The sequence below is a fragment of the Terribacillus saccharophilus genome, assembly GCF_046592895.1.
Taxonomy (GTDB): domain Bacteria; phylum Bacillota; class Bacilli; order Bacillales; family Amphibacillaceae; genus Terribacillus; species Terribacillus saccharophilus_D.
Genome location: NZ_JAWVPU010000003.1, coordinates 26,148 through 51,413 on the forward strand (window position 1 = coordinate 26,148; position 25,266 = coordinate 51,413).

At 43.7% G+C, this 25,266-nt stretch carries 28 protein-coding genes and 1 tRNA gene; 11 read left to right on the top strand and 18 right to left on the bottom strand.

The window, feature by feature from the left end:
- Positions 1 to 21: 21 nt before the first annotated feature.
- Entirely contained in the window at positions 22 to 909 is an 888-nt protein-coding gene (locus SFC66_RS10990) for an exonuclease domain-containing protein (RefSeq protein WP_411218771.1), read from the bottom strand.
- 140 nt (positions 910 to 1,049) lie between these two features.
- Here SFC66_RS10990 and SFC66_RS10995 point away from each other — a divergent pair.
- Positions 1,050 to 1,122 (top strand) — tRNA-Ala (locus SFC66_RS10995).
- A 371-nt stretch (positions 1,123 to 1,493) separates the two neighbouring features.
- A complete protein-coding gene (locus SFC66_RS11000; protein ID WP_411218772.1) occupies positions 1,494 to 2,852 on the top strand; it encodes an arsenic transporter in 1,359 nt (452 codons plus the stop codon).
- 274 nt (positions 2,853 to 3,126) lie between these two features.
- Here the strand turns inward: SFC66_RS11000 and SFC66_RS11005 are convergent, their stop codons facing one another.
- The 6 genes from SFC66_RS11005 to SFC66_RS11030 form a co-directional block, all read right to left on the bottom strand.
- Entirely contained in the window at positions 3,127 to 4,212 is a 1,086-nt protein-coding gene (locus tag SFC66_RS11005) for a M42 family metallopeptidase (RefSeq protein WP_411218773.1), read from the bottom strand.
- A gap of 383 nt (positions 4,213 to 4,595) precedes the next feature.
- Positions 4,596 to 5,210: a nicotinate (nicotinamide) nucleotide adenylyltransferase gene (nadD, locus tag SFC66_RS11010; RefSeq protein ID WP_411218774.1), complete on the bottom strand. Its 615-nt coding sequence runs from the start codon at positions 5,208 to 5,210 to the stop codon at positions 4,596 to 4,598.
- 31 nt (positions 5,211 to 5,241) lie between these two features.
- Positions 5,242 to 6,672, bottom strand: coding sequence for a nicotinate phosphoribosyltransferase (locus SFC66_RS11015; RefSeq protein ID WP_411218775.1), 1,431 nt, complete (start codon positions 6,670 to 6,672; stop codon positions 5,242 to 5,244).
- The gene (locus tag SFC66_RS11020; protein WP_411218776.1) at positions 6,669 to 7,238 is read right to left on the bottom strand and encodes a cysteine hydrolase family protein; all 570 of its coding nucleotides are present in this window, start codon (positions 7,236 to 7,238) and stop codon (positions 6,669 to 6,671) included. The genes SFC66_RS11015 and SFC66_RS11020 overlap by 4 nt, the downstream gene beginning before the upstream one ends.
- A gap of 11 nt (positions 7,239 to 7,249) precedes the next feature.
- Entirely contained in the window at positions 7,250 to 8,026 is a 777-nt protein-coding gene (locus SFC66_RS11025; protein WP_411218777.1) for an NUDIX domain-containing protein, read from the bottom strand.
- Positions 8,027 to 8,139: 113 nt separating this feature from the next.
- Positions 8,140 to 8,376, bottom strand: coding sequence for a hypothetical protein (locus SFC66_RS11030; RefSeq protein ID WP_411218778.1), 237 nt, complete (start codon positions 8,374 to 8,376; stop codon positions 8,140 to 8,142).
- Positions 8,377 to 8,462: 86 nt separating this feature from the next.
- Between SFC66_RS11030 and SFC66_RS11035 the strand changes: the two genes are divergently transcribed.
- On the top strand, positions 8,463 to 8,723 hold the full coding sequence (locus tag SFC66_RS11035; RefSeq protein WP_411218779.1) for a hypothetical protein: 261 nt from the start codon (positions 8,463 to 8,465) through the stop codon (positions 8,721 to 8,723).
- Here the strand turns inward: SFC66_RS11035 and SFC66_RS11040 are convergent.
- The 3 genes from SFC66_RS11040 to SFC66_RS11050 all read right to left on the bottom strand — a co-directional run bounded on the left by SFC66_RS11040 (position 8,716) and on the right by SFC66_RS11050 (position 11,248).
- On the bottom strand, positions 8,716 to 9,300 hold the full coding sequence (locus SFC66_RS11040; RefSeq protein WP_411218780.1) for an NAD(P)H-dependent oxidoreductase: 585 nt from the start codon (positions 9,298 to 9,300) through the stop codon (positions 8,716 to 8,718). The genes SFC66_RS11035 and SFC66_RS11040 overlap by 8 nt on opposite strands.
- Positions 9,301 to 9,478: 178 nt before the next feature.
- Positions 9,479 to 9,709, bottom strand: coding sequence for a hypothetical protein (locus SFC66_RS11045; RefSeq protein WP_411218781.1), 231 nt, complete (start codon positions 9,707 to 9,709; stop codon positions 9,479 to 9,481).
- 114 nt (positions 9,710 to 9,823) lie between these two features.
- Positions 9,824 to 11,248, bottom strand: a complete 1,425-nt coding sequence (locus SFC66_RS11050) for an alanine/glycine:cation symporter family protein (RefSeq protein WP_411218782.1) — start codon at positions 11,246 to 11,248, stop codon at positions 9,824 to 9,826.
- Between the two features lie 135 nt (positions 11,249 to 11,383).
- On the opposite strand from SFC66_RS11050, the gene SFC66_RS11055 reads away from it, so the two are divergent.
- Positions 11,384 to 11,566, top strand: coding sequence for a hypothetical protein (locus SFC66_RS11055; protein ID WP_411218783.1), 183 nt, complete (start codon positions 11,384 to 11,386; stop codon positions 11,564 to 11,566).
- A gap of 170 nt (positions 11,567 to 11,736) precedes the next feature.
- Positions 11,737 to 12,045 (top strand): DUF3243 domain-containing protein, encoded by a 309-nt coding sequence (locus SFC66_RS11060; RefSeq protein WP_411218784.1) that lies wholly within the window; start codon positions 11,737 to 11,739, stop codon positions 12,043 to 12,045.
- A gap of 35 nt (positions 12,046 to 12,080) precedes the next feature.
- On the opposite strand, the gene SFC66_RS11065 is transcribed toward SFC66_RS11060, so the two are convergent.
- The gene (locus tag SFC66_RS11065) at positions 12,081 to 13,028 is read right to left on the bottom strand and encodes a ComEC/Rec2 family competence protein (RefSeq protein WP_411219109.1); all 948 of its coding nucleotides are present in this window, start codon (positions 13,026 to 13,028) and stop codon (positions 12,081 to 12,083) included.
- A 79-nt stretch (positions 13,029 to 13,107) separates the two neighbouring features.
- Here SFC66_RS11065 and SFC66_RS11070 point away from each other — a divergent pair, with 79 nt between their 5' ends.
- The 6 genes from SFC66_RS11070 (at position 13,108) to SFC66_RS11095 (ending at position 17,322) form a co-directional block, all read left to right on the top strand.
- Complete coding sequence (locus SFC66_RS11070; RefSeq protein ID WP_411218785.1) at positions 13,108 to 13,689, top strand: GNAT family N-acetyltransferase; 582 nt, start codon at positions 13,108 to 13,110, stop codon at positions 13,687 to 13,689.
- Positions 13,690 to 13,779: 90 nt separating this feature from the next.
- Positions 13,780 to 14,637: a glycosyltransferase family 8 protein gene (locus SFC66_RS11075; RefSeq protein ID WP_411218786.1), complete on the top strand. Its 858-nt coding sequence runs from the start codon at positions 13,780 to 13,782 to the stop codon at positions 14,635 to 14,637.
- 57 nt (positions 14,638 to 14,694) lie between these two features.
- Positions 14,695 to 15,270, top strand: coding sequence for a signal peptidase I (gene lepB, locus SFC66_RS11080; RefSeq protein ID WP_411218787.1), 576 nt, complete (start codon positions 14,695 to 14,697; stop codon positions 15,268 to 15,270).
- A 143-nt stretch (positions 15,271 to 15,413) separates the two neighbouring features.
- Entirely contained in the window at positions 15,414 to 15,773 is a 360-nt protein-coding gene (locus SFC66_RS11085) for a GntR family transcriptional regulator (protein WP_411218788.1), read from the top strand.
- Complete coding sequence (locus SFC66_RS11090; RefSeq protein WP_411218789.1) at positions 15,770 to 16,630, top strand: ABC transporter ATP-binding protein; 861 nt, start codon at positions 15,770 to 15,772, stop codon at positions 16,628 to 16,630. The genes SFC66_RS11085 and SFC66_RS11090 overlap by 4 nt, the downstream gene beginning before the upstream one ends.
- On the top strand, positions 16,627 to 17,322 hold the full coding sequence (locus SFC66_RS11095; protein ID WP_411218790.1) for a hypothetical protein: 696 nt from the start codon (positions 16,627 to 16,629) through the stop codon (positions 17,320 to 17,322). Before SFC66_RS11090 ends, SFC66_RS11095 begins: the two co-directional genes overlap by 4 nt.
- 40 nt (positions 17,323 to 17,362) lie before the next feature.
- Here the strand turns inward: SFC66_RS11095 and SFC66_RS11100 are convergent, their stop codons facing one another.
- The 7 genes from SFC66_RS11100 to SFC66_RS11130 form a co-directional block, all read right to left on the bottom strand.
- Positions 17,363 to 19,498, bottom strand: a complete 2,136-nt coding sequence (locus SFC66_RS11100; RefSeq protein WP_411218791.1) for an ATP-dependent Clp protease ATP-binding subunit — start codon at positions 19,496 to 19,498, stop codon at positions 17,363 to 17,365.
- A gap of 186 nt (positions 19,499 to 19,684) precedes the next feature.
- A complete protein-coding gene (gene mbcS, locus SFC66_RS11105) occupies positions 19,685 to 21,265 on the bottom strand; it encodes an acyl-CoA synthetase MbcS (RefSeq protein ID WP_411218792.1) in 1,581 nt (526 codons plus the stop codon).
- A 113-nt stretch (positions 21,266 to 21,378) separates the two neighbouring features.
- The gene (locus SFC66_RS11110; RefSeq protein ID WP_411218793.1) at positions 21,379 to 22,251 is read right to left on the bottom strand and encodes a DNA-3-methyladenine glycosylase family protein; all 873 of its coding nucleotides are present in this window, start codon (positions 22,249 to 22,251) and stop codon (positions 21,379 to 21,381) included.
- A 12-nt stretch (positions 22,252 to 22,263) separates the two neighbouring features.
- Positions 22,264 to 23,151 carry a LysR family transcriptional regulator gene (locus SFC66_RS11115; RefSeq protein WP_411218794.1) on the bottom strand — a complete coding sequence of 296 codons (888 nt, stop codon included), beginning with the start codon at positions 23,149 to 23,151 and terminating at the stop codon, positions 22,264 to 22,266.
- 227 nt (positions 23,152 to 23,378) lie between these two features.
- Positions 23,379 to 24,167, bottom strand: a complete 789-nt coding sequence (gene pdaA / locus SFC66_RS11120; protein WP_411218795.1) for a delta-lactam-biosynthetic de-N-acetylase — start codon at positions 24,165 to 24,167, stop codon at positions 23,379 to 23,381.
- An 88-nt stretch (positions 24,168 to 24,255) separates the two neighbouring features.
- The gene (locus SFC66_RS11125) at positions 24,256 to 24,402 is read right to left on the bottom strand and encodes an SE1561 family protein (protein ID WP_411218796.1); all 147 of its coding nucleotides are present in this window, start codon (positions 24,400 to 24,402) and stop codon (positions 24,256 to 24,258) included.
- 55 nt (positions 24,403 to 24,457) lie between these two features.
- Positions 24,458 to 25,252 (bottom strand): YfkD famly protein, encoded by a 795-nt coding sequence (locus SFC66_RS11130; protein ID WP_411218797.1) that lies wholly within the window; start codon positions 25,250 to 25,252, stop codon positions 24,458 to 24,460.
- Between the last annotated feature and the right edge of the window lie 14 nt (positions 25,253 to 25,266).

Below are 25,266 nucleotides of genomic sequence, written 5' to 3' on the forward strand. Positions count from 1 at the left end.
AGCTCTCTTACTGAGAACTCCTTACACCAATGATAGGAATTTTTCTTCCGAGATGATACGCAGCGGTCGTCCATTCTCGATCATCCGCTCCGCTTGGACGAGCTTGCTCGTTTTCTTGCCGGCAGCGAACTTTTCATAGTCCCGTGCTCCGACAACCAGATACCGCGTAGACGCATCCATTTTATCGGTATGCACGCCGCCTACATTGACCAATCTTTGAATGGCATCTTTCCTTTTCAAGCTTTTCATCGTTCCCGTGAACATCACTTGTTTACGGAAAAAAGGATGCGCTGCATCGAATTGATTTGTCTGCGGCTTGATATCCCCATAGCGTGATCTGCTTCCGGATGAGCTTGTGTCATGTATGCTCTTTCGCTGTACTTTCAGCGTTGTCGTCAGATCCTCTATACTCTGCACCCCGGTGTCTGCCATCGCATGCAGGAAGATATTCGCAGCGACCCGTGCATCTTCCATTGCATTATGGTGCTCGAAACTGATTTCCTTGCTGGCAGCCAAGGTGTTCAGCCGGTGATTTTCCATATCCGGCCAAACCTTCTTACCGATGATCCGCGTGCAAAGGTAATCAAAATCAGGCATCTCCAAACCATATCGTGCCACTGCCTTGCGAATCACTCCCATATCAAAACTCGCATTATGCGCAATGACGACGTTGCCAGCCAGATAACTGCCGAGCTTCGGCCAGATTTCTTTGAATGTCGGAGCATCCTCCACATCACGTGGAAGGATGCCATGCACCTGTATATTCTGTTCCTCAAAGTCCATCAAAGGATTGATCAGTGTGTACCACTCATCAATCACGCCCGTCTCGTCTGCAACGGCAACCCCAACCGAACAAGCACTCGACCAATACCGATTCGCCGTCTCAAAATCTATACTCACAAACCGCACTGCCTCGTCCTCCAAATCGACTTATTATTAAGTAGATTATATCACAGCAGCCGATAGAGTCCTGCCAGATGTGCTTGAAAAAAATATTGCCAGTAACAGTGAGAAGCGCTATAATACTTTTGTGACGAATAATTACATACGGGGCATTAGCTCAGCTGGGAGAGCGCTTCGCTGGCAGCGAAGAGGTCAGCGGTTCGAGCCCGCTATGCTCCATCTTTTAAAAAGCCTTCTTATGAGGGCTTTTTTTGTGTTTGATTTAAAAAAATGAACGTCATGCCGGTCCGCTCTACTTACCTATCTGCATAGACAGATATCCTAACCCATCCTGAGAAACACTATGACTTACACCGCTTTGAAATCCGTATGTATGAACACGTAAATCCCTCAAATATACGTCATGCAATTACCTAGTCTTTCTTCGACCCTAGTCATTTCACTCTAGCAGACAAACATACATATTCGACAAATTCAGTATAAAAATCTAGTCCGTCAAATCGAATTTGAATATACATGTTAAAAACAAGCGAGGGGAGGATTAAGCTTGCGACAAAAATTAACAGGAAGGAAAAAGGAGTAGGTGTAAGATGACATTACAAATGGGAATTACCGTATTAACGTTCCTGGCTACTATGCTGGTAATCTTTTGGAGGCCGCGGGGTCTCAATGAAGCTGTTCCTGCTAGTATCGGTGCCGCGATCATCCTGTTGACAGGTATTGTTTCTGGTACAGATGTAGCCGATATATTGGATAAAACCGGGGGCGCTGCGATTACGATCATGGCCACGATCGTCATGGCCGTCATATTGGAGAGTTTCGGGTTCTTTCACTGGGCTGCGGCTAGACTTGCGAGCCTGGCCCAAGGTTCGGGATATCGATTATATTGGTATATCCAGCTTTTGTGTTTTTTGATGACACTTTTGTTCAATAACGATGGCAGTATTTTGATCACGACTCCAATACTGATTTTACTTCTCAAAAACCTCAGCTTGCCAATACAGCAGCAAATACCTTATCTACTGAGCGGAGCCCTCATCGCCACTGCCTCCAGCGCACCGATTGGCGTCAGCAATATCGTCAACTTGATTGCACTGGAAATAATCGATATGTCGCTTTACATGCACACAGCCATGATGTTCGTACCTGCCACACTAGGACTGCTGTTCATGTCTTTGCTGATGTTCATCGTTGTTAAGAAAAAACTTCCTGCATCTTTACCTGAGTCTGTATTGGATATGGAAGAAGCATTTTTCACGACACACTTCAAACCTATACGCGGCAGAAAAATACTTACAGACACTAAGCAAAAACGTACGAGATTCATGCTTCTTTTGTTATTGTTTGTATTCTTGATGCGCTGTCTGTTATTTGTTGCATCTTACCTTTCCATCCCGATCTCGGTTGTGGCAGTTATCGGTTCGCTATGGCTGCTTGCATGGCGATGGTATTACTTACGCACAAATCCCATCGACATCATCAAAAAGACGCCTTGGCATATTCTTGTTTTCGCCTTTTCCATGTATGTCATTATCTACGGGCTGAATAATATCGGGCTGACAGACATGCTTGTAAGATATAGTGAACCAATCGTCAGCAACGGGCTGATGTATGCAAGCTTTGTCATGGGAGGTTTGGTATCCCTTCTGTCCAACTTATTCAATAATCACCCAGCTTTGATGATCGGTACACTCACGCTGACTGAGATGGGACTCGATCCAGTCACATTGAAAACTATCTACCTCGCGAGTATCATCGGCAGTGATTTCGGCGCACTGTTGTTACCAATCGGTACACTTGCCTCCCTGATTTGGCTGTATATCTTAAAGCAGCATGATATCAAAATTAAATGGGCAGATTACCTCAAAGTATCCATCATTGTAATTCCTGCCTCTACCATCGTTGCTTTGCTGCTGCTTTATTATTGGGTGAAGATCGTTTTTATATAGATAGCAGAAACGCTTGCCAGCTTTCACGACATGGGGTAAGAGCTGCCTTCATTTTACTTTATGCAGTAAATATGAAAGCTGAACCAATCCATACACCTAGATTTAATTCACGTACGATTTGCTCTGGCCGCCTCCGTTGATACATTGCTTTATAATTCAAAAAGGCACTTTCAACTGAAAGCGCCTTTTTGATTCTCATGAAGCTCATACTCTTGATTCCATCGAGTATACACATTTCCACATGCGGTTTCTTATAGGAAAGACTACATATCCCTTATATAAAACTCAAACTTTTCTTCCCGTTATCACCAATGATTCCTTTTACCACCTTCAACACATCAACAGCATCCCTTAAATTGACGAGCTCCACAGGAGAGTGCGAGTATCTTCTAGGTATAGCCAATACCCCAACAGGCACACCTTTACCGATGGTCGTTAAAGCAGCTGCATCCGTCGAATAGTTTTCACCGATCAAGGATACGTATTGGATTGGGATTTGGACTTTTTCAGATTGTTCTTCGATCATCTCCCTGACTTTTGGATGTATGTAAGAACCCCAGCCAAATACACCATCACCAACAGGACATGCAGGACCTTTCCCAATGAATACGGGAAGTACTTTTTCCGTATCGATATCCGGTGTATCTCCAGATGGAATCGTGTCCAGGATGATCGCATAGTCCGGGTCTATTGTGAATGCAGCAGAAGCAACGCCGCGCAGCCCAACTTCTTCCTGCACCGTTACCACTCCATATACCGTACCTGCAAAATCTTTCCCTTTCAGCTGATGGAACAATTCTATCAATATGGCACAGCTGATTCGATTATCCACGGATTTTGTTGAAATTAAATCTGTATTGCTAAGCTCCATGAAATCACTCTGAAAAACAATTGGATCTCCTATCTTTATGCCTATCGCCTCTGCTTCTTCCTTTGAGGAAGCACCAATATCTATATAACAATCACGCAAAGGTTTAACTTGCCTGCTCTCCTCCGCTGTTTGTAGATGTCCTGCCTTTATTCCCATGACACCAGGAATTTTCCGACTGGAAATCCATACTTTCCTGCCTTGTAAAAGCTGGTCGGATACGACTCCTATTTTATCAAAGTACAGATAACCATCTTCCTGAATACTTTTTACGCTGAACCCAACTTCATCAGAATGTGCTCCAATCATTAATTTCGGACCTGGTGACGTGCCATGTTTCACAGCTATTACGTTCCCATTATGATCGACGTTCACTTCATCTGCAGCAGCCAGAAGATGTTCATTCATATATCTGACCACTTCTTGCTCAGAACCGGAGACACCGACTAGATTTGTTAAATTCCTCAAATGGTCTTTGATTCTTTCTTTCATGCCATTCACCTCCGAGATTTTGAATTTAGCAACTTTCGTTTGCGTTAAAATATAATAATGGGATAGATCAGTTTTCTCCTCTTATCGACTTAAGAACATTCATCGTTTCCTGATTGGTTGATTCTTTTAACTTACATGTAATTTATAATGATGTCATTGTAAAAAAAGGAATTGGCCGGATTTTGAGAAATTAATGAGTTGGATTATCTGACATGTAATCGTTTATTTGTGCAGTACTTATGTACCATAATTTTTCTTTAGTCTAAAACACTATCCGGGTTTTCACCCTGATTTGTAAAATCAAATAAGGATTGTATCAAAGGTTCCCCGATACAATCCTTTTTCGATCCGATTTTGAAGTACATTTGAATACCCATTGGTACTTATCGATAAATGCCATGCTCCTTGATATACCGGTAGCAGCTTTCCGGCAGCAGGTATCTTGGCTCCCCGCCGACGGCAAATTCATCACGGATGTACGAGGAACTGATCTCCATTGCCAGACCTTTATCAAGCAGATGGAAGGTCCTGCCATCGTCATGGTTACGCAAAAGCGGGGAATGACTGATTTCCTTCAGCATATCAATGCCATTGCGGGCCATGACAATGAAGCGATTGTCACGCACCAGTGCCTCTGTGTTCCCCCACTTGCCAGCACCGATATCCACAAGCAAGTCAGCTCCCATGATGAAATAAATTTCATCATCAGGATAGATTTCCTTAAAGTGTGTCAATGTTTGTTCCGTATAAACATTCCAGGCTTCTTGCTCCATTTCGTATTTATCGGCGATATATCGTTCATTATCTTGGATGGCCATCTGCACCATCTTCCAGCGATGGTCATCTGTTGTATGGAGATGCTTGTCTTTTCGCTTGCTGGAGCATGGCAGGAAGATGACTTTATCCAGTTTGCAGCGATGCGCCACTGTGCTGGCCGTCCAAAGATGAACGTTGGTGATAGGATCGAAAGAAGAACCATAGATACCGATTTTACCCATCTCAACTTTCCTCCAGCTGAGATTTGATACGTTAGATCAATTGCATCTTATTGTTCCAGCAGGCAGTGCTTAAGTCGACAGGATATGCTTCCGGATTATGCGTCCGCTTATATTCATCCCAAAGATATGTGAGGCTGTGTTTCACATGTTCCCGCGATTCCTGCAAGGATGGAATTTCATAGACGAGCTCCCCGCCCTGGAATATCTGATGCTGCAGCTCTTTCGCTTCAAAATTCGTCACGAATTTGCTGATATACGGGTAAGTCGGATGAAACATTTTGAGCCGCTTTTCTTCTTCTGGTTTCTCATCCTCAAGCGCTATATAATCACCTTCGGACTTTTGATTTGTCCGATTGATGATGCGGTAGACGCGTTTAAGGCCAGGCGTGGATACTTTTTCAGGATTTGCGCTGATTTTGATTGTATCTGCCATATTCCCGATGTCATCTTCAATGGATACAATTTTATATACAGCTCCAAGTGCAGGCTGATCATATGCGGTAATCAGCTTCGTTCCGATGCCCCAGCTATCGATCCTAGCTCCTTGCAATTTCAGTGCTCCGATCGTTTCTTCATCCAAATCATTCGAAGCGGTGATTTTCGTTTCTGTAAAACCTGCTTCATCAAGCATTTTGCGCGCTTGCTTTGATAAGTAAGCAAGATCTCCGCTATCCAGGCGAATCGCGTTGAAACGAATTTCATCTCCCATTTCCTTGGCCACTTTGATGGCATTCGGCACGCCAGACTTGAGCGTGTCATACGTATCCACAAGGAAAGTGCAATCTGTATGACTTTCTGCATATTTACGGAAAGCCTCATATTCATCCCGGTAAGCCTGCACAAGCGCATGCGCATGTGTACCAGCAACCGGGATGCCGAATTTCTTTCCTGCCCGTACATTCGAGGTAGCGTGGAAGCCGCCGATATACGCAGCTCTTGTTCCCCAGATGGCTGCATCCATCTCCTGGGCACGCCGGGAGCCGAATTCCATCGCTATATCATCTTCATCCAAAACTTGCATGATACGAGCAGCTTTCGTGGCAATCAATGTCTGGTAGTTCACGATGTTGAGTAAAGCCGTCTCAATCAGCTGAGCCTGGGCAAGCGGCGCTTCCACCCGAATGATCGGTTCCGTTCCGAAAACAAGCTCCCCCTCCTGCATACTGTATAAATCTCCAGTAAACCGCAGCTCGCGCAAGTAAGCGATGAATTCCCGTTCATAGCCAAGTTCCTGTTCCAAATAGGTCAAATCGGAATCGGAGAACCGGAATTCGTTCAGATATTCTATCACACGCTCCAAACCTGCGAATACAGCAAAACCATTACCAAAAGGCTGCTTGCGGAAAAACAATTCAAATACTGCCTTGCGATCATGTTTGCCGTCTTTCCAATATGTCTGTGCCATATTGATTTGATAAAGATCCGTGTGTAACGCCTTGCTGTCATCTTGGTAGTTGGTCATTGTTTCGTGCCTCCTTCTGTAACTTCTGCTCCTAGTACGTTTTTGAAATGATGCAGTGCGTAAGCATGACCTTCTTGATGAAAGCTTGCGACTGCATCTGCGTGGACAACCATTTGAAAACCATAGTTATACGCATCAACCAGCGTGTGAAAGACACAGATATCAGTAGCAACCCCTACGACATGGATTTCTTTTATGCCGCGTACATTCAATCGCTGCAGTAAATCCGTGCCGGCAAACGCACTGTATCTTGTTTTATCCATATAATAGACATTTGATTCCTGTTTGGCTGCTTCATAGACACCAGCTAGCTTCCCGTATAAATCGCGTCCCTCTGTACCTGCGATATTGTGTGGCGGATACAGCTTTGTTTCCGGGTGAAAGCTATCCTTTTCATCATGCTTATCGATTGCAAAAACCACGTAATCGCCTGCTTCGATGAAGCTTGAAGTGATTGCTGTCAGTCGTTCCTCTATTTGCTGACCCGGCACTCCGCAAGTGAGCGCTCCATCTTCTGCTACAAAATCATTTGTATAATCGATAGTTATCAATGCTTTCATTTTCATCCTCCTCTGGATTAATGACGAGCTGTATAGATCGATTGCTTTATTTCTGCATCGATGAAACGGTAAAGCTGGGTCGGAAGCTTGGATGTCCGCTGGGTTTTCTGCCCTTTGGCCGCTTCAATGAAAGGCAGTGACTTAATTTTGCGTGCAAAGGCTTGATCGTTACGAATCGCCTTATCATCTGTCACAGTCAATAAGACAGCCTGCAGCTCTGAGTAAGTGAACAATTCAGGCAGAAACTGTTCGGCAGCCGTAGTCTGCAATAAATCACGTGATATATGAGCGATGGCCTCCTCAATGATCTGCTTATGGTCGAATGCCAATGGCAGCTCATCCAGTTCCCTTACCGAAAACAATTCCACATCGGCGGCATCATCACTCGCTTTTCGGTCAGATAATTTTTGCTCCGGCACAATGGCATAGTGTGCATTCGAGATGATCCATCCGCGCGGATCCCGTCCGGGGCGGTCATATACGCCGAAATGCTTGAGTTGAATCCCACCGATACCCGTCTCCTCTTCCAACTCCCGTATCGCTGCTTCAAAAGCAGTTTCCTCTGGTGTAACGAAACCGCCTGGCAGTGCCCATTTACTTGCTTCGATATTGGGATTTCCTTCGGTATCATGTGCAGCTCGTTTGATGAGCATCAGTTTAAGTTCCATTTTGGGTGGTGCATATGCTTTTGTTACTTCGGACGTGATGGTGAAAACAGCAATATCCGATGTATAGCCATCAGGTGTACGATAACGACTGACATCATAATGATTACCTTCTTTATTCGACTTCAATCATTCAGCCCCCCTTTTAATTAACAATGTGTTAAATGTTAATTGTATTATATGCAATATTGTGTTTTTATGTCAAGGGTAAATAAAAAAAGTCTTCCCCTAATGGAGAAGACTTATGTTTGCATGAAAATCGTGACAGTCGCGCCTGCAGCTATCACGAAGATCACCGCATATAATGCCGCTATCAATTTTCTTTTATTCAGGATTGCCTCGATGGTGAACAATAAGAACATAAGAGATAATAATGGCAGAATCAAGCGGGGATTCACTTCATAGTCATGATCGATATATCGATAGACGCCGATTGCAACTACAATGACGGCGAGCAGAGCATTTATTTTACGTAACATTTGCTTTCTTCCCTTCCAAGGCGCATGATGATTCTTAGACAGTATAACAGGACAGAGCTCCTTGTTGAATAGAAAGGGGTATGTATATGCCAACTTATGACGAATGGCAAACCACTTATAAAGAAACGGCAATCCGTGAGATACAGAAATACTTCCGCATCTACGAAATCGGCAACCTATCAGAATCGGTTTTGGAAGCTGGATCTGCCCGGGTTGCACAGCAGGCCGAACGCATCGACGATAACACATTCGCGTCTTTGCTGAAACAAATCAGCCAGAGCTTGGCCGAGAATGATATCCAGGATGTCAGAAACAAATATTATGAATTGGAACAGCTGCCTATCTAGACAGTTTATGAAAGAACTTTTCAACGCGATTCAAGTATTCTGACTGCTTTCCTTGCTTCTTTTCCATGCCGGGAAATTCGAACATCTTCACTTTTTTGATACCAACAAATCCAAACAGTGCTCGTTTCATCAATTTCTTATGCGCATTTCCTAAATAAAATCGGGTGTAAACAGCAGGCCCCTTCATCGTGGATACACAGACAGCTCGCTTTCCCTTCAGCAATCCTTGCGGCAGCAGCCCCTCATGCCGATAAGCAAAGTTGGCAGCAAACAGCTGATCGATGAAACCCAAAAGCATTGCTGGCGGCCTGCCCCAAAATATCGGATAAATGAAGACAAGCAAATCAGCCTGTTTTATTTTGTCACGATAGTGCTCAAGACCAGGATCTTTGTACATATCACGACGGCGTTTTTTTTTATGAAACACCAAGACTGGATCGAAAGCTTCTTCATATAAATCTATCATATCCACTTTCGTTACAGCTGTATTATGCCGCAGCCCTTCCTGCACGGATTGAAAGAATGCGTAATTCAGCGATGCATGATTCGGATGTGCGTATACTAGTAATGCTTTCATCATCTTCCCCCTGTTTGCAAGTTATCCTACTTACGGATGATAGGTAATTAAGTTACAAAAAATATGGGAGACCAAAAAGCAGAAGGCACTAAAAATGTCTAGTGCCTTCTGCTTTTATCATGAAATGCTCTTTCTTATTCAGAAAACATCGTTGTTCTGCGTGCTGCTCTCTTTTTAATCAAGCTGTTAATACAAGGATCAAGATGGCTACAATCTGATACCCCGCACCAATAACACTTGTTGCCAGGCCGCCGATTGCCATCCCTTTTTCACTCTTCCGTTTTTGCTCTGATTTTCGGATGATATGCAGAGCAAGCACAAAGCCGATGATGCCGAAAAAGATGCCGTATAAAGAAAGAAACAAACTGATGACCCCGAATACGAGCGATAGAAGTGCTGTTTTCTGCATGGATCAAAACTCCTTCTTTCATGTTCTGTTTCCATTGTATTCCTAGAATTCCCTCGCTGTCTTGTTTCTTAACTTATATAAAATATATTTATGTTAAAAAAAAGCACCCTCTTATCAAGAGGATGCCTTTGTCTGATCTGCTTGTTTCGCCCAGACATCTTCATCGACGTTCGGGATACCCGCTACACTATCTGCATAAAATTGTGGGTTCTTACCAGCTCGCTTTTGATTCGTATAATCTTTTAAAGCACGGAAGGCAATTTTTCCAAGCAACACGATAGCTATCAAGTTGATGAATGCCATCAGTGCCATGAATAAATCCGCCACACCCCAAACAAAGTCAAGACTTGCCATGGAACCTACTGCAACCATAGCTACTACCGCTACACGATAGATGAATAGCCACAATTTGCTGCGCTTGATGAAATTAATGTTGGATTCGCCATAGAAGTAATTTCCGACTACGGATGAAAAAGCAAACAAGAAAACAATCAAGGCAATGAATATACCTGCCCAAGATCCTACAAGGGAGCTTAACGCATTTTGTGTCAAAACGATTCCATCCGATTCAGTGCTTGTATAAAGACCAGAAAGAATGACGATGAATGCTGTAGCAGTACAAACTCCAAAAGTATCAACATATACTCCAAGAGATTGGATGAAACCTTGTTTCACCGGGTGGGACACATTGGCTGTAGCAGCTGCTTGAGGTGCACTACCCATACCTGCTTCATTAGAGAACATGCCTCGTTTGATACCTTGCATCATGGCCACACCGACAGCCCCGCCTGCTATTTCTTTGATACCGAATGCATCTTGGAAAATGATTGCGAAAGCATGTGGTATATCCGATATATGGAAGATTATGATACCTACAGCTAACAGGATATATCCGCCAGCCATGACCGGAACGATAATTTCAGATACTTTGACGATTACCTTTGTGCCCCCGAAGATAATGAGCGCACTAAGGACTGTCATTACGACTGCCAATAATCCTTTGCTGATGCCAAAAGAACTGTGGAAGGCACTAACGATTGTATTAGCCTGTACAGAGTTAAATGCAAGTCCGAAAGTCAACGTGATGATAATTGCAAAAGTGACTCCTAACCAACGCTGCCCCAAAGCTTTCTGCATATAGTAAGCCGGACCGCCCCGGAAAGATGCTTCCCCATCCTTCGTTTTATATATCTGGGCAAGCGTTGCTTCGACAAACCCAGACGCTGCACCAAGGAATGCCATCAGCCACATCCAAAACACTGCACCTGGGCCACCGACAGAAATTGCCAATGCTACTCCAGCTAAGTTACCAGTCCCTACACGTGCAGCCGCACTGATACAGAAAGCTTGAAATGAACTAACGCCTTTCCCATCTGCTGTCTTTTCACCAATCAGTTTGAACATATGCGGTATTTGTGTAAATGTCGACAGTTTAAGTCGAAGAGTAAAATAAAGTCCAACAAGGAGCAATAAACCCATCATAATATACGTCCACATAAAATCACTGGTGGACTGTATTATTTTCAACAAAATATCCATATCTTTCTCTCCCCATAAAAAATACACGATGTTAACTAATGTAACAAAATCTCACATGTTGCGCAATGTTTTTTCTTCTTATGTAGTACATCATCCATGTTATACTGAAACAACAAAGACAAGGTGGGTTATGAATTGAAGCAATCTAATGAGAAAAAACCTTTTCGCTATCCTTTAGCCTTTACGGTAGGTATCATTACAGCAATATTATTTGGAATCGCTTTTCAAAGCGTTGCTGTAGGACTGGCGGCAGGCTGTATGCTAGGTATCATTTTCGGTACCATGCCAAAAGGGACGAAAAAGGAAGATGAAAAATGATAACGATACTTCCCTATGAAGCAAAAGATATGTCAGTTTTTATGGTTTCCGAAAAACGAATAGGGAATAATCGCGCTATCTAGTACATTTGATATATTTTTTCGATTTGTCGTTTGTCTGTGCGCAGTCTGGGAATACACTACTAACTCAACAAGAGGAGGTAATGAAAAATGGCACATGAAGATCGCGCACAGCATGCTGTGGAAAATTTATCACAAGAGGATAAGAACGAGATTCTAAACAATTTCCAGAACTTCCAAGATTATTTAGGCAACAAAGTAAAACAGGGTGAAAAACTCGGCTTGAGCGAAGAGGCACTGACGAAAGCTGCCAAACGCGTTGCTGATTATTTAGCGGATAAAGAAGAACCGCGCAACCGCGAGGAATATCTGCTCAAACAGCTATGGCAAGCTGCTGATGAGGAGAACAAAAAGCCGCTCGCGAATACACTCGTGAAGCTTGCAAATCAAACAAATTAAAATGAAAAAAAGCGGATCCGAGGATTCGCTTTTTTTCATTTATACCCGTATATCGGGTCAGGTTTTTCGCTGCTGATCCTGCAGGACAAACCATTCGATTCGATACTGATCGTTCCGCCTTTAGCTGTCGCATAAATCACTGCTCCTGCTTTTCGCAAGTTGCGCACCACTTCTTTTGTCGGATGCCCCAGCTTATTATCCCTTCCATATGATATAACTGCATAATCTGGTTTTACTTCATTCAAAAAGGCACGTGTGTTACTTGTACGGGAACCATGATGTGCCACCTTATAAACCTCTGATTCCACTTCGAAATTATATTTCATCTTTAATTCCTGCTGTGATTCAGCATCGCTCATGAGCAGAAAATCGACCGTCCGGTAAGTGAGACGTAAAACGATGGAGGCCTGATTGTTCGCCGCGCCAGGTTGGTTGGCGTTCAGTACTTGCAGTGAAAGAAGCGGGTCGATTGATAGATAAGTTCCTTCTTTGGCTATACTCACTGGTATTTTCTTTTCGGTCAATATTTCTGTATAACGCTGATATGTCTTGGTCGTATATAACTTTCCGCTATCCAGCACTCTCTTTACCTTGAACTCCTCAAGCACAGGAAGCAGCCCGCCGATATGATCGATATCAGGATGCGTCGCCACTACAAGATCTAACTCCTCTATACCTTTGGCCCTCAACAAAGCAACAACCTTCTCTCCCGCTTCCCCGTCCCCTCCGTCGATCAGTATTGTATAATGCGAAGGTGTCTCGATCAGCATGCTGTCCCCCTGGCCGACATCCAGGAAATGAATATGGAGGTTATCAGATTCTTTCGTTTGCGCAACTATATAATCCCACACACCATCACTGCTCTTTGCCGCAGTATGCACCGGCAAACCAAAACCCAAGCAGATACATGCACATAAAATCATCCATTTCTTCACTGCATTCCAGCTCCCTTTTCCATAGGATGCTGTCAGCTGCATATTCATATGCGCCAAGGTCGGACTCCTAATTTTAACAATTGGCAGTACATGCTATACTAGTAGCAACAGAAAGGAGCGACGAATCATGTTCACACATCGCATTGACTCAGCCACCTATATGAAGCTTTTGGAACCGCAGGACAGCGAAAAGCTGTTTCAGCTGATCGACAGCTCACGCGAACATCTGCGCCAATGGCTGCTTTGGGTGGATCAAAACACGACTGTAGAACACAGCAGACAATTCATTCAGCATACACTCGAGCAATTCGCATCCAACAACGGATTCACCGCAGGTATATGGTATCAGGGCGCTTTGGCTGGCGTGATTGGTTTCCATGAAATCGACTGGCAGAATCGTTCCACCGGACTCGGGTACTGGCTTGGAGAGGAATATACAGGTCTTGGACTGATGCGCAAGGCTGTCAGTAAATCACTGGACTATGCCTTTCTCGACCTTCGGCTGAACCGGGTTGAAATCCGCTCGGCAATCGGCAATGTACGAAGCAGGAGAATTCCGGAAAAACTCGGCTTTACCCATGAGGGAACGATACGCCAAGCAGAAAAGCTTGTCTATGGATATGTAAATCATAATATTTACGGGATGCTACTGGAAGAATGGGAAGCAAAAGAAAACAGCAGCATAAACGATGATGAAGAACAAAGATAACGAGAAGATTTCAATTTAATTACAATTGCATTCTGCATGTTTATAATCATTTCCCACCGGTTATATAACAACCAAGGAGATGAGAAAAAAATGGAGAAGAAAATGCATATTGTATCATCAACAGACGACAACTACGCACAGCATTTGGGTATGACATTGAGTTCTTTACTTGAAAATACTTCAAACCCTGAGGATGTTGTCATTTCGATTATCGATGGAGGAATCAGCCAGCAGAAGAAACAGCTGCTGAAGGAAACTGCAGCCTCTTACAAGACGCCGCTTCATTTTCTTAATGTGAATATGGAGGAATATGGTGGCGCAATCGCCAGCCGTCATATTTCAAAAGCAGCTTATTACCGTATTTCGATACCAGAAATGATGGATCCAGCTATTGAACGGACGCTATATGTTGATTGCGATATGCTAGTATTGGATGATGTCAAAAAGCTTTTCGATATTGATTTGAAGGGTAATATCGTTGCTGCTGTCAGTGACTACGGTGAGCTTCGCCGCCTGGAGAAAATGGGGATCACCAAAGAAGACCGTTACTTCAATTCCGGTATGTTCCTCATAGACATGAACGCATGGCGTGAAAATGATATCACGAACAAGGTGCTGACATTCATCAATGAAAATCCAGACAAGCTGGGCTGGCACGACCAAGATGCATTGAACGCCATCCTATGGCAGGATTGGCTGATGCTCCATCCTAAATGGAATGCCCAGACGCATGTTATCTTGAAGGAATATGAAGCTAAATCACTCAAGGAAGAACGCGTGTTACGCACAGTGAGGGAAACACCTTCCATCGTCCATTTCTGCGGAGAAGCAAAACCTTGGCAGGAAGGTTCGATTCACCCTTACACAGCTGGTTATTTCGAATACCTGGCAAAAACACCGTTTGGCAAAAAGCAAGCTGCCGCATCCAATAATTCCTTATCAGTATAAACTGTTTGTAAAACCGGAGTTAAGAACACTCCGGTTTTTTCTATGGGCTCTTTTTATATGTTACACTGTTGTCAAAAGGAGGTGCTTCCCCTGAAAGCTAGACGCAAGCTGTACGCTGTACTGCTGCCAATTGGTATCGTTATAGCTGCCCTATTCATTTTTCGTTCTTATTTTTATTTTCCAAGCACCGTTTACGGTGAATCAATGGCTCCGACTTTGGAAGACCAAAACAAAATCATCATCAGCCGCATCGGGGAAATCAATCGTTTTGATGAAGTCGTCTTTCAAGCACCGGATCAGGATGCAAGTTATGTAAAACGCGTAATCGGCGTTCCCGGGGATAAGATCGAATATAAAGATGATGTGTTATACGTAAATGGCAAAAAGTTCAGCGAACCTTACCTCAAAGATATGAAGGAATCCATGCAGGGTAATATGTTGTTTACGAATAATTTCAAACTTCGTGATGTCATCGGAGAAGATACGATACCTGAAGGTAACCTGTTCGTCATGGGAGATAATCGCAGAAATAGTAAAGACAGCAGGATGTTCGGCTTGATCCCACAAAGCTCCGTGATCGGTGAAGTCAAATTCCGTTATTACCCGCTTCCTGATATTGGATTGACTAAATGAATATTCATTCTGACGAACAGTGCAGGTTATTGCACTGTTTTTTATTTTCTCCAAATTTTGGTTGACTTCCCTCTTTGTCGGTTATATAGTTAGTTACATAAGTAATGAACCAATTCACCCTTAACTTATAAAGGAGCAATTTTATGCTAGATGAATCAAAACCAATTTTCATCCAGATAAAAGAACAGCTGGAAGATGCCATCCTGAACGGCTCCATCCAAATCGGCGAAAGAGTGCCCTCCACAAATGAATTCGCCCAGCATTATAAAATAAATCCAGCCACTGCCGGAAAAGGTATCAACCAGCTTGTGGATGAAGGAATATTATTCAAGAAAAGAGGCGTAGGTATGTTTGTAACAGAAACAGCCCTTGAGATTCTTTTAGGCAAACGGAAGCAGCAATTTTATGATTCTTATGTCATTCCATTGAAACAAGAAGCGAATAAGCTGAGTATTTCCCCAGAAGAAATCATTCGTATGCTGAGAGAGGATGAACGAAAATGACAATCGTCGCAGAAGCTTTAAAGAAAGAATATAAGTCAACAAAAGCTTTGAATAATATCGATATCCGCATCACGGAACCGAAAATTTATGGTCTGCTCGGTCGTAACGGTGCCGGCAAAACGACATTCATGCAGCTTTTGGCTGGTTATGACAGACCTTCAAGCGGCAATTTGCTGGTCAATGGTATGCAGCCCTTCGATAATCGATCCGTAACTGAAAATGTCTGCTTGATCAAGGAAGCGGATAACTTCAAAAAAGACCTTACCATTCAGCAAGTCCTTAAAATTTCCTCCATGCTCTATACAAATTGGGATAACGAGTTGGCCGCAGACCTGTTGGAAGGATTCGATCTAGATAAAAAACGCCGCGTGAAAAACCTCTCCAAAGGGATGGAATCCGCCCTTGGCATCATTGTCGGACTGGCAAGCAAAGCACCCCTTACAATGCTTGATGAACCCTACATCGGACTGGATGCCGCTTCCCGCGCTTATTTCTATGAGGTGCTACTGGAAGAATATCAAAACCATCCACGAATCATCATCCTGTCCACCCATTTGATTGACGAAGTCAGCAATTTGTTCGAAGAAGTAATCATATTCAATAAAGGCAGCATCCTCCTCCACAAAAGCGCGGAGGAATTAAGAGCAGAAAGCTTTTGCATCTCTGGTCCGGCCGCCCAGGTCAAAGCTTATACGGACGGAAAACATGTCATCAAAGAAAAGAGCTTTGCCGGAACGACAGAAGCTTTCCTCCTCACCGCAGAAGAACCACAGTTAACTGGTGATCTAACGGTTTCAGGAGTTGCACTGCAAGACATGATGGTTCATTTAACAGAAAAAAGAGGTGTTCGGGCATGATGAAACAAATACAAGCGTTGCTTTATTTCTATATTGTCGACAGCAAAAGGACGGTTGCCATCTTCTGCTCCATACTGCTGTTCAGCATCGTAATATTATCTGTTCTAGCTGCTGTCACAGATGTCATGTACATCACGATTACAGCACCAGCTTATATTTTCATGGTAATCTTTGGGTTCAGGACAGTCCAAGAAAGTCTCCCATTCGCCATTAAGAGAGGTGTCACGAGGAAAAGCTATCACATAGCCGTGGGAATTTTCATTTTGCTCATCAGTTTGGTCATGATCACATTTCTCACCGCAGTGCAATTGCTATTGAACGCCATTTTCCAGGCTGCGCATATATCGAATATCAATATAATACGTCCTGTAGCTGCAAGTACCGAACTGAAAAGTATACTGCACAGTTTGCCGATTGATTTTGCTCTCCTGCTTTCATTCTTTGCTGTTGGACTCTTACTGGGTATTATCGTCTATAAGTTTGGTTTTCTTGGCGGAGCAATACTGGGAGGAATCGTCTTAATTGCAATAACAGTCACTCTGGCCAGCCGCGAGCGTCTGATCGACTTGCTTACATGGATACAGGAATTAGCCATACTGCCTGCATTTGGAATGATATGCGCAATCGCTATTCTTTGCTATATGATAAGCTGGATTTTCATCCGCACCAGCAGTACCCAGCATACAGCATAAAAAAAGAGACTCACGCCTAAGGCATGAGTCTCTTCCCCGTTTATTTACTTACTACCACAATCTGTTCATCAACCAAATCCACTATCATGCTGCTCACATTCTCTTCTTCAAGGATGTAATCAGTGATTTTATCTTCTACTTGATCCTGGATGACACGGCGCAATGGGCGTGCACCAAAGCGTGGATCGTAGCCTTTTTTAGCCAGGAAGTGTTTCGCTGCTTCTGTCACTTCAAGCTGGTAGCCTTCTTCTTCCATATTCTTGGTCAAATCAGCAAGCATAAGCTCGACGATTTGAACCAAGTCATCCTCTTTCAATTCATCAAAGCTGATGATGGAATCAAAACGGTTCAAGAATTCCGGTTTGAAGTATGCTCCGAGTTTTTCGATGACAGATACTGCTTCATTGCTGGATTTCGTGAATCCGACAGAAATTTGTTTATCCCCTGTACCTGCGTTGCTTGTCATGATGATTACAGTATCTTTGAAGCTTACTTTACGCCCTTGGCTGTCTGTCAAATGACCGTCTTCCATGATTTGCAGGAACATATGCTGTACATCCGGGTGCGCCTTCTCGATTTCATCCAATAAGACGATTGTATACGGATTACGACGCACACGTTCTGTTAGCTGACCTGCTTCTTCATGTCCGACATAACCAGGAGGTGAACCAATAAGTTTGGCAACGGAATGGCGCTCCATGTATTCGCTCATATCCAGACGGATGAAGGATTCACGCGTGCCGAACATTTCTTCTGCCAAAGCACGGGTAAGCTCGGTTTTACCGACACCAGTCGGTCCGACAAACAAGAAAGACCCGATTGGACGCTGTTTGGATTTCAAACCAGCCCGGCTGCGGCGGATCGCTTTGGCAACCCGATCGACGGCCTGCTGCTGTCCGATGACCTTGCTGGAAAGATTAGCAGCCAAGTTTTTCATTTTGTTTTGTTCTTCAGATTGGATCTTCGTTACAGGAATACCTGTTTTCTCTTCTACAATCTGCTGTATGACCTCAACTGTCACTTCCGCTTTGTCTTCACTTTTTGGTTCTTCAAGCTTCTGCTCCAATTGAATCTCTTCTTGGCGAAGATATGCGGCACGTTCATAATCCTCACGCCCAGCAGCTTCTTCTTTTTCTTTCGCAATCTGCGTAAGACGTGTTTGGATTGCATCCTCATCCGTCGTTACTGTAAGCAGATTGATACGGGATCCCGCCTCATCAAGCAAATCGATCGCTTTGTCCGGTAAGAAACGGTCCTGAATGTAACGCTGTGACAAGCTGACACTCGCTTTGACTGCTTCTTCTGTATAAGACACTTGATGATAAGCTTCGTATCTCTCCTGCAAGCCTTTCAGGATCTCAATCGCTTGCTCAGCTGTCGGTTCTTTCACGATTACCGGCTGGAAGCGGCGCTCAAGCGCAGCATCCTTTTCGATTTGACGGTACTCTTTCAATGTTGTAGCACCAATCAGCTGCAATTCCCCGCGGGCAAGTGCTGGTTTCAAGATGTTCCCTGCATCCATTTGGGAACCTTCCGCCGTACCTGCTCCGACCAGTAGATGAATTTCATCGACAAATAGGATCACATTTTTACGCTGCTGCAATTCGGAAATAAGCTGTTTCATTTTCTCCTCGAATTGACCGCGTACACCTGTATTCGCAACAAGGCTAGCAACATCAAGCAAGTAAATCTCTTTGTTTTGCAGCTTCACAGGCACATTGCCTTCTACGATCTGCAAAGCCAGTCCCTCTGCAATCGCAGTTTTACCTACCCCAGGTTCCCCGATCAGGACTGGGTTATTTTTATTGCGTCGGTTCAGTGTCTCGATGACACGTTTCACTTCTTGCTCACGGCCGATGACTGGATCGATCAGACCAGCACGTGCACCGTCAGTCAAATTCTTACCGAGTGAATCAAGCAATCCGCCACGGCCATTACCGCCAGCTTGTGCTTGGCTGTCTGCGCCTGCCTGGAAGCCGGATTGCGCCCCGCCAAACATATTTTTAAAGAAATCATCCATCGTTCCGCCGCCAGCAGCGAAACCGGCAGGATTTTTAGACATATTTTTCATTTCATTATAGCAAGTATGACAGAGCTGTAATTGCTGTTTTTGATTATTGAATTGCATTAACAAGTTCACGTTAGCTTCTCGTTCACCACAATGTTGGCATTTCATAATTACAATTACCTCCCCAATAGGTTGTTTTTAATTTGGCCAAGTGTCATTTTGACTTTGACTATCTTTGACCTTGTGACTTTATTATAGTCTGACCTTCTTTGACTTTCAAGTGTTATGCTTCTATTTTTTTAAAAAAGGAGAAATATACAAAAAAGCATCGCCTGTAATAGGCGATGCTTCTGGTTATTTTGCATTTTGTTTTTCTTGGTTGCGCAGTTCCACACGTCTGATTTTGCCAGAAGAAGTCTTCGGAAGATCTTTGACGAATTGTATTTTACGCGGGTACTTGTAAGGTGCAGTCGTATTTTTTACATGCGTCTGCAATTCCTTCACAAGGTTGGGATCATTCTCATCCACACCTTCACGCAGGATGACGAATGCTTTGACGACATTACCACGGATTTCGTCCGGACTCGCGACAACAGCACATTCAGCAACAGCGGGATGTTTCACTAAGGCATCCTCCACTTCGAATGGTCCGATTGTATAACCAGAGCTGATGATGATATCATCGCTGCGGCCTTCGAACCAGAAGTAACCATCTTCATCGATTGATGCTTGGTCACCAGTCACGAAGTAGCCGTTGCGTTCCGCTTGCTTACGGCGTTCAGGTTCACGGAAGTATGTTTTGAACAACGCAGGGCTGTCGAGTTTCAAGGCGATGTCCCCGACTTCACCCGTTTTCACGCGATTACCATCTTCATCGATGACAACCACCTCGTTACCCGGTGTCGGTTTACCCATTGAACCTGGTCTTGGTTCCATACCTTTCAGGATACCAAGCAGCAATGTGCTTTCTGTTTGTCCGTAACCATCACGTACGATGATGTTGAAATGCTTTTGGAAAACATCGATGACTTCACGATTCAATGGCTCCCCAGCTGATACCGCACTGTGCAGAGCACTCAAGTTATAGCTGCCAAGATCGGATACTTTAGCCATTAAACGATATTCTGTCGGCGTACAGCAAAGGACGTTGATTTTGTAATCCTCCAATAAGGAAAGATACGTTTTCGCATCGAATCGTCCCATGTATACAAAGCCTGTTGCTCCTGTTCCCAAGACGGAAAGGAATGGACTCCACACCCATTTCTGCCAGCCTGGTGCAGCTGTCGCCCACACGATATCTCCCTTGGAAGCAGACAGCCAATTCTCAGCAGCTGTGCGCAAATGTGCATACCCCCAGCCATGTGTATGTACGACACCTTTCGGATTGCCTGTCGTACCGCTTGTATAAGACATCAATGCAACATCATCCCTGGAAGTCTCAACTGTTTCCAATTCTGCGGAAGCTGTCGTTTTAAGTTCCCCAAGATCTTTCCACCCGTCAGCAGAGCCGCCGACTGCAAGTTTAATCAAACTGTCTTGATTTTCGATATCGTCAAATTGTGCAGTAAAGCTATGGTAACTGATGATACTTTTCACTTTTCCATGATCGATACGGTATTGCAAATCCTTCGTCTTCAGCATTTCGGAGCCAGGAATGATCACAAGTCCAAGCTTCAAGGCTGCAGCATAAATATGATATGCCTCCACGACACGCGGCACCATTACCAGTATCGCATCACCTTTTTTCAAGCCCAATCCTTTCAGAACATTACCGGTGCGGTTTACATCCTGGAATAACGCTTTATACGTCACTTCCTTCTTATTACCCGCTTCATCCATCCAAATGAGCGCTTTACGTTCTTCGTCTGTAACGAATCGCTCCATTTCATCAACGATGTTGTACTGCTCTGGTGCAATCAAATCTTTTCTTTCCATAATACTTACGCCTCCTAAATGGCTGCCTTTTTAACTAATGGACTTATTATAGCAGACGAAAGCACGATATCCCAGTAATAATTGTTACCAAATTATAAAACTTGATATTAGTATCAGGTCTCAATGCTTCTCCAAAGCGTTACAGTCGCATAGCTGCGGTAAGGAGACCATCGTTCCCCTCGTTCATAAATTGCCGCTGGTTTCGGCTTTTTATCAAGATTGTCATAGTATTTCAAAGCATTTTGTACCCCGATATCAGCAGCTGGTAGTAAATCTGCACGACCTAAACCGAATAGCATCCAGTTTTGAGCGGACCAGCTTCCAAGACCGCGGATTTTTGTCAGTGCGGTTGCGATTTCTTGATCCGGGTGATTGGCAAGCTGTTCAAAATCAAGTTTTCCTTCCATGATAAGACGGCTTGTATCGATGACATACTCTGCTTTCCGCTGCGAAAATTGCATCTGACGCAGATCTTCATATGATAAGGAAGCAACACGATCAGGCGACGGATAAAACCAAACATCATCCTGCTTTGTTCCAAATGCTTCGACAAATCGATTCGTCAGCGTGTAGGCAAACTTCAAATTAAGCTGCTGGTGGATGATTGTTTTCATCAGACAATAATATAAATCAATGTCTTTTACGATTGGTGTCCCTGCATGAGCGTAAAACAGCTTCTCCAAATCCGATCCGATGAAATGGGCAGCAACACCAGCAAGATCTACATCCCACTGAAGCCAATTCTCTATCCACTTAAGAATTTCTTCCTGCTTGGAAGAATCTGCAGAAGCTACTGTAACTGCAGGGGACGTTATTGGGCCGCTGAACTGGAGTTGTGCAATATGCCGCGATCCATCAGGCAAAACAACAGGAAGCTTCATGCTATGATTTTCCGTATCAACGACATTCAACCGATCCATGCTCCATCTTTTCAGCAAATAATGATAATCGTATGTTTGTGTCCCAGAAAGCTGTTTTTCCCACATAATCATTCTCTCCTATCCAACATATTTTATTGAGAAATCAATGACATCCTGCATCACTTTTGTGATTCGTTTGTTTTTGTGCCAAAGCAGCCTTGTTGTCGGCTGGCTCAGTTGCATTTCAAGCTTGACGAAACTCAATTCCTCTTTTTGCAATTCCTTCTCCACTGTCATAAGCGGCAAATAAGACAGCCCCATCCCTGCTGTTACGCATTGCTTGATTGCCTCGATACTGCCGAACTCAATAATGTTCTCTGCATGCAGATTTTTCTCCTGCATCGCTCTTTCCAGTTCAGCTCTATAAGCACAATCCTTCTCGGTCAAAATTAAAGGATGCTGGACCACTTCATCCAAGCCAACGGACGGGCGAGCCGATAACGGATGACTCGGAGCTCCGACCAGCACAATTTCTTCCTGAAATAATGCAACCGACTTCAGTAAGTCATAGTGTTGATTCTGATCCATGATGAAAGCTAAATCCAGCTCACCTTCCTGCAGCATTTTTTCGGCATTTTTGCTGGATTGTACAGGTTTCAAGATGACTTGTACTTGCGGATAATGGTCACGGATGAAATGAAGCAATGCAGGCAGGCGATAAATGCATTGACTTTCACAGGCACCAATGAGGATTGTCCCTTTTTCTTCTGTTGACTCACTGAATTCCTGCTCCATCTCATCATGTATTGTCAGTATTCTTTTAGCATACTGCTCCATTTTCACTCCTGCCTCGGTTAAATAAATCCTCTTTCCCAAACGTTGGAACAATTCTGTATCGTATTCCTTCTCCAATGCCTTTATTTGGGCAGTGACACTGGATTGGGCGTAATCGAGCAGCTGCGCTGTCTTTGTGAAATTAAGCGTCTTTGCTGCCATAGCGAAAGTTTTCAAATGATTGATTTGCATTTCCAATCCTCCTAAATCACTTTTTTCGATCATAAACATCAAATAATTCAGCTTTTTCTATCTACATATGCAGTATACAATTTTCATATAAATTTTGGAAAGAGTGTGGCTGAGGAGGGGACTACATGAAAGAAGAATCTAAAAAAACATGGCAAGACTACTTTATGGAAATAGTGCATGCTATCATAAAGACCAAATAAAAAAAGCTGATCCTCATTCGGATCAGCTTAAAACTGTGTAATTGCCTGCGGCAGGATGTCCTGCTTGACCAAATCATCAAGCGTACGGAAAGAGTATCCTTGCTTCTTTAGTTCGATGATCAATTTCTCCAATGCCACGGCATTATCCTTGGATACAGAATGAAGCAGCACCACTGCTCCCGGATGCATTTGCGCCATGACCTGATCATAGGCATGCTGCCAGCCTTTTTGTTCACCGGTCTTCCAGTCAGCATAAGCCAGTGACCAGAATACATTCGTATAACCAAGATCTTCGGACCATTTCAGCGAGCGGGCACTGAATGTGCCACGGGGAGCCCGTAAATAGTGCATGTCCTTCTGTTCAGTCAAATCAGCAACAGCATCCTCAAGCATCTCGAGTTCCTTTTGCATTTTTTCCTTGGAAACCTTCGTCAGATCTGGATGATGATATGAGTGGTTACCGACGATATGACCTTCCTCCACCATCCTTTTCACTAAATCAGGTGCCGAGGACACATAATGACCCGTGATAAAGAAGGCAGCTGGTACGTCATGCTTTTTCAGTACGTCCAGGATGTCTCCTGTATAACCTTGCTCATAGCCATTATCAAATGTGATATAAACGGTTTTCTCCCCGGAATCATCAAGATAATAACTATGGTATTCGTCCAAAAGCTGCTGATATTTACCGATTTGAGGTATACTTCCATTTTTGCTTTTTACAAAGCCCCATCCGTAGCTCACCGAACTTTCCGCCGAAACCAAAGATGGTATGACCAGCAGAAGGCACAGCAAAATAATTGATTTCCATCGCATTTGACACACACTCCTTACCGATAGATTGTGTCAAACCGGCGGCTGCTATGCGGTGAAAAATAAGAAAAGACCGCGCGTCTGCACGGTCTTACTTTAGTTTATTTTCCATTTCATCAAGCATTCGGAGCATTTCATCGATTTCATCCAACGAAGTTTGTTCTGGTTCGATATTGTCCAAATAGTCCATGAACGCAGCCAGACGCTGCTTCAAGTCATCCACTTTATTTGCTGCCAAAAGATAAAACTCCTTTACCACATTATCTGGCTTCAGTATATCACAGCGCTGTTCTTTATTGAACGTTGAAGGTGAAGGATAGATGGTCTTGAATCGGAATCCATGCCCCGATTCCCTGTTTGGTTACATTTTTGACTACAATCTGTTTTTTTGAACCTTTCAATTCAAGATAAACTTCCCCAAAAGTGATGGTACCTTTTTCATTCACTGCCGGTGCATAGGCAGTGAGGATGCCCGCTTTATTCAATGGAACACCGTAAGCATTATCCTTATTTGTCCCTTTCCCGATTACAGTCTGAAAAGAAAGCGGCAGCTTCGTATTTTTCTGAGCCTGCTGCAGCATCATCAGCTTGATGTCTTTCGGGTTTTCGATTTCGGCGGTCAATCCGCCTTTGACATAACGCTCTTCCTGCTGTTCATAATTCATCTGTTTTGCTGATTCTCCCCCAGCATTGCTAAGCTGGTTCGTATTCACCTTTTGATATTGCCAATTGATATTCGTTTCCGCAGACTGGTATTCAAGCGGCCAATGTCCCATATAAATCATACCGCGATACCCGATCGCAAGTGGTGATGGTTTCAATGTGGATTCATTCAGGATACGGATCAGTTCAGGATTCTGAATGACAATAGCACTGTTTTCAGTAAGGTCTCTGACAAGCTCACTTGGTTCAAGTACAATTTGATCTTTATTGGAGTTCGGATACGTATTTTCCTTGGAAATATTCAATACATGATTCGGTATTTCAGTATCCTTTTTCTGTACATTCTCCGCTTTCCCCGAAATGGAGAAAGGAAGGGTCAGCAAAGCCAGTAGCATGACGGCTATCAGAATTCTAGCGAATTTCATAAGAAAAGCCCCTG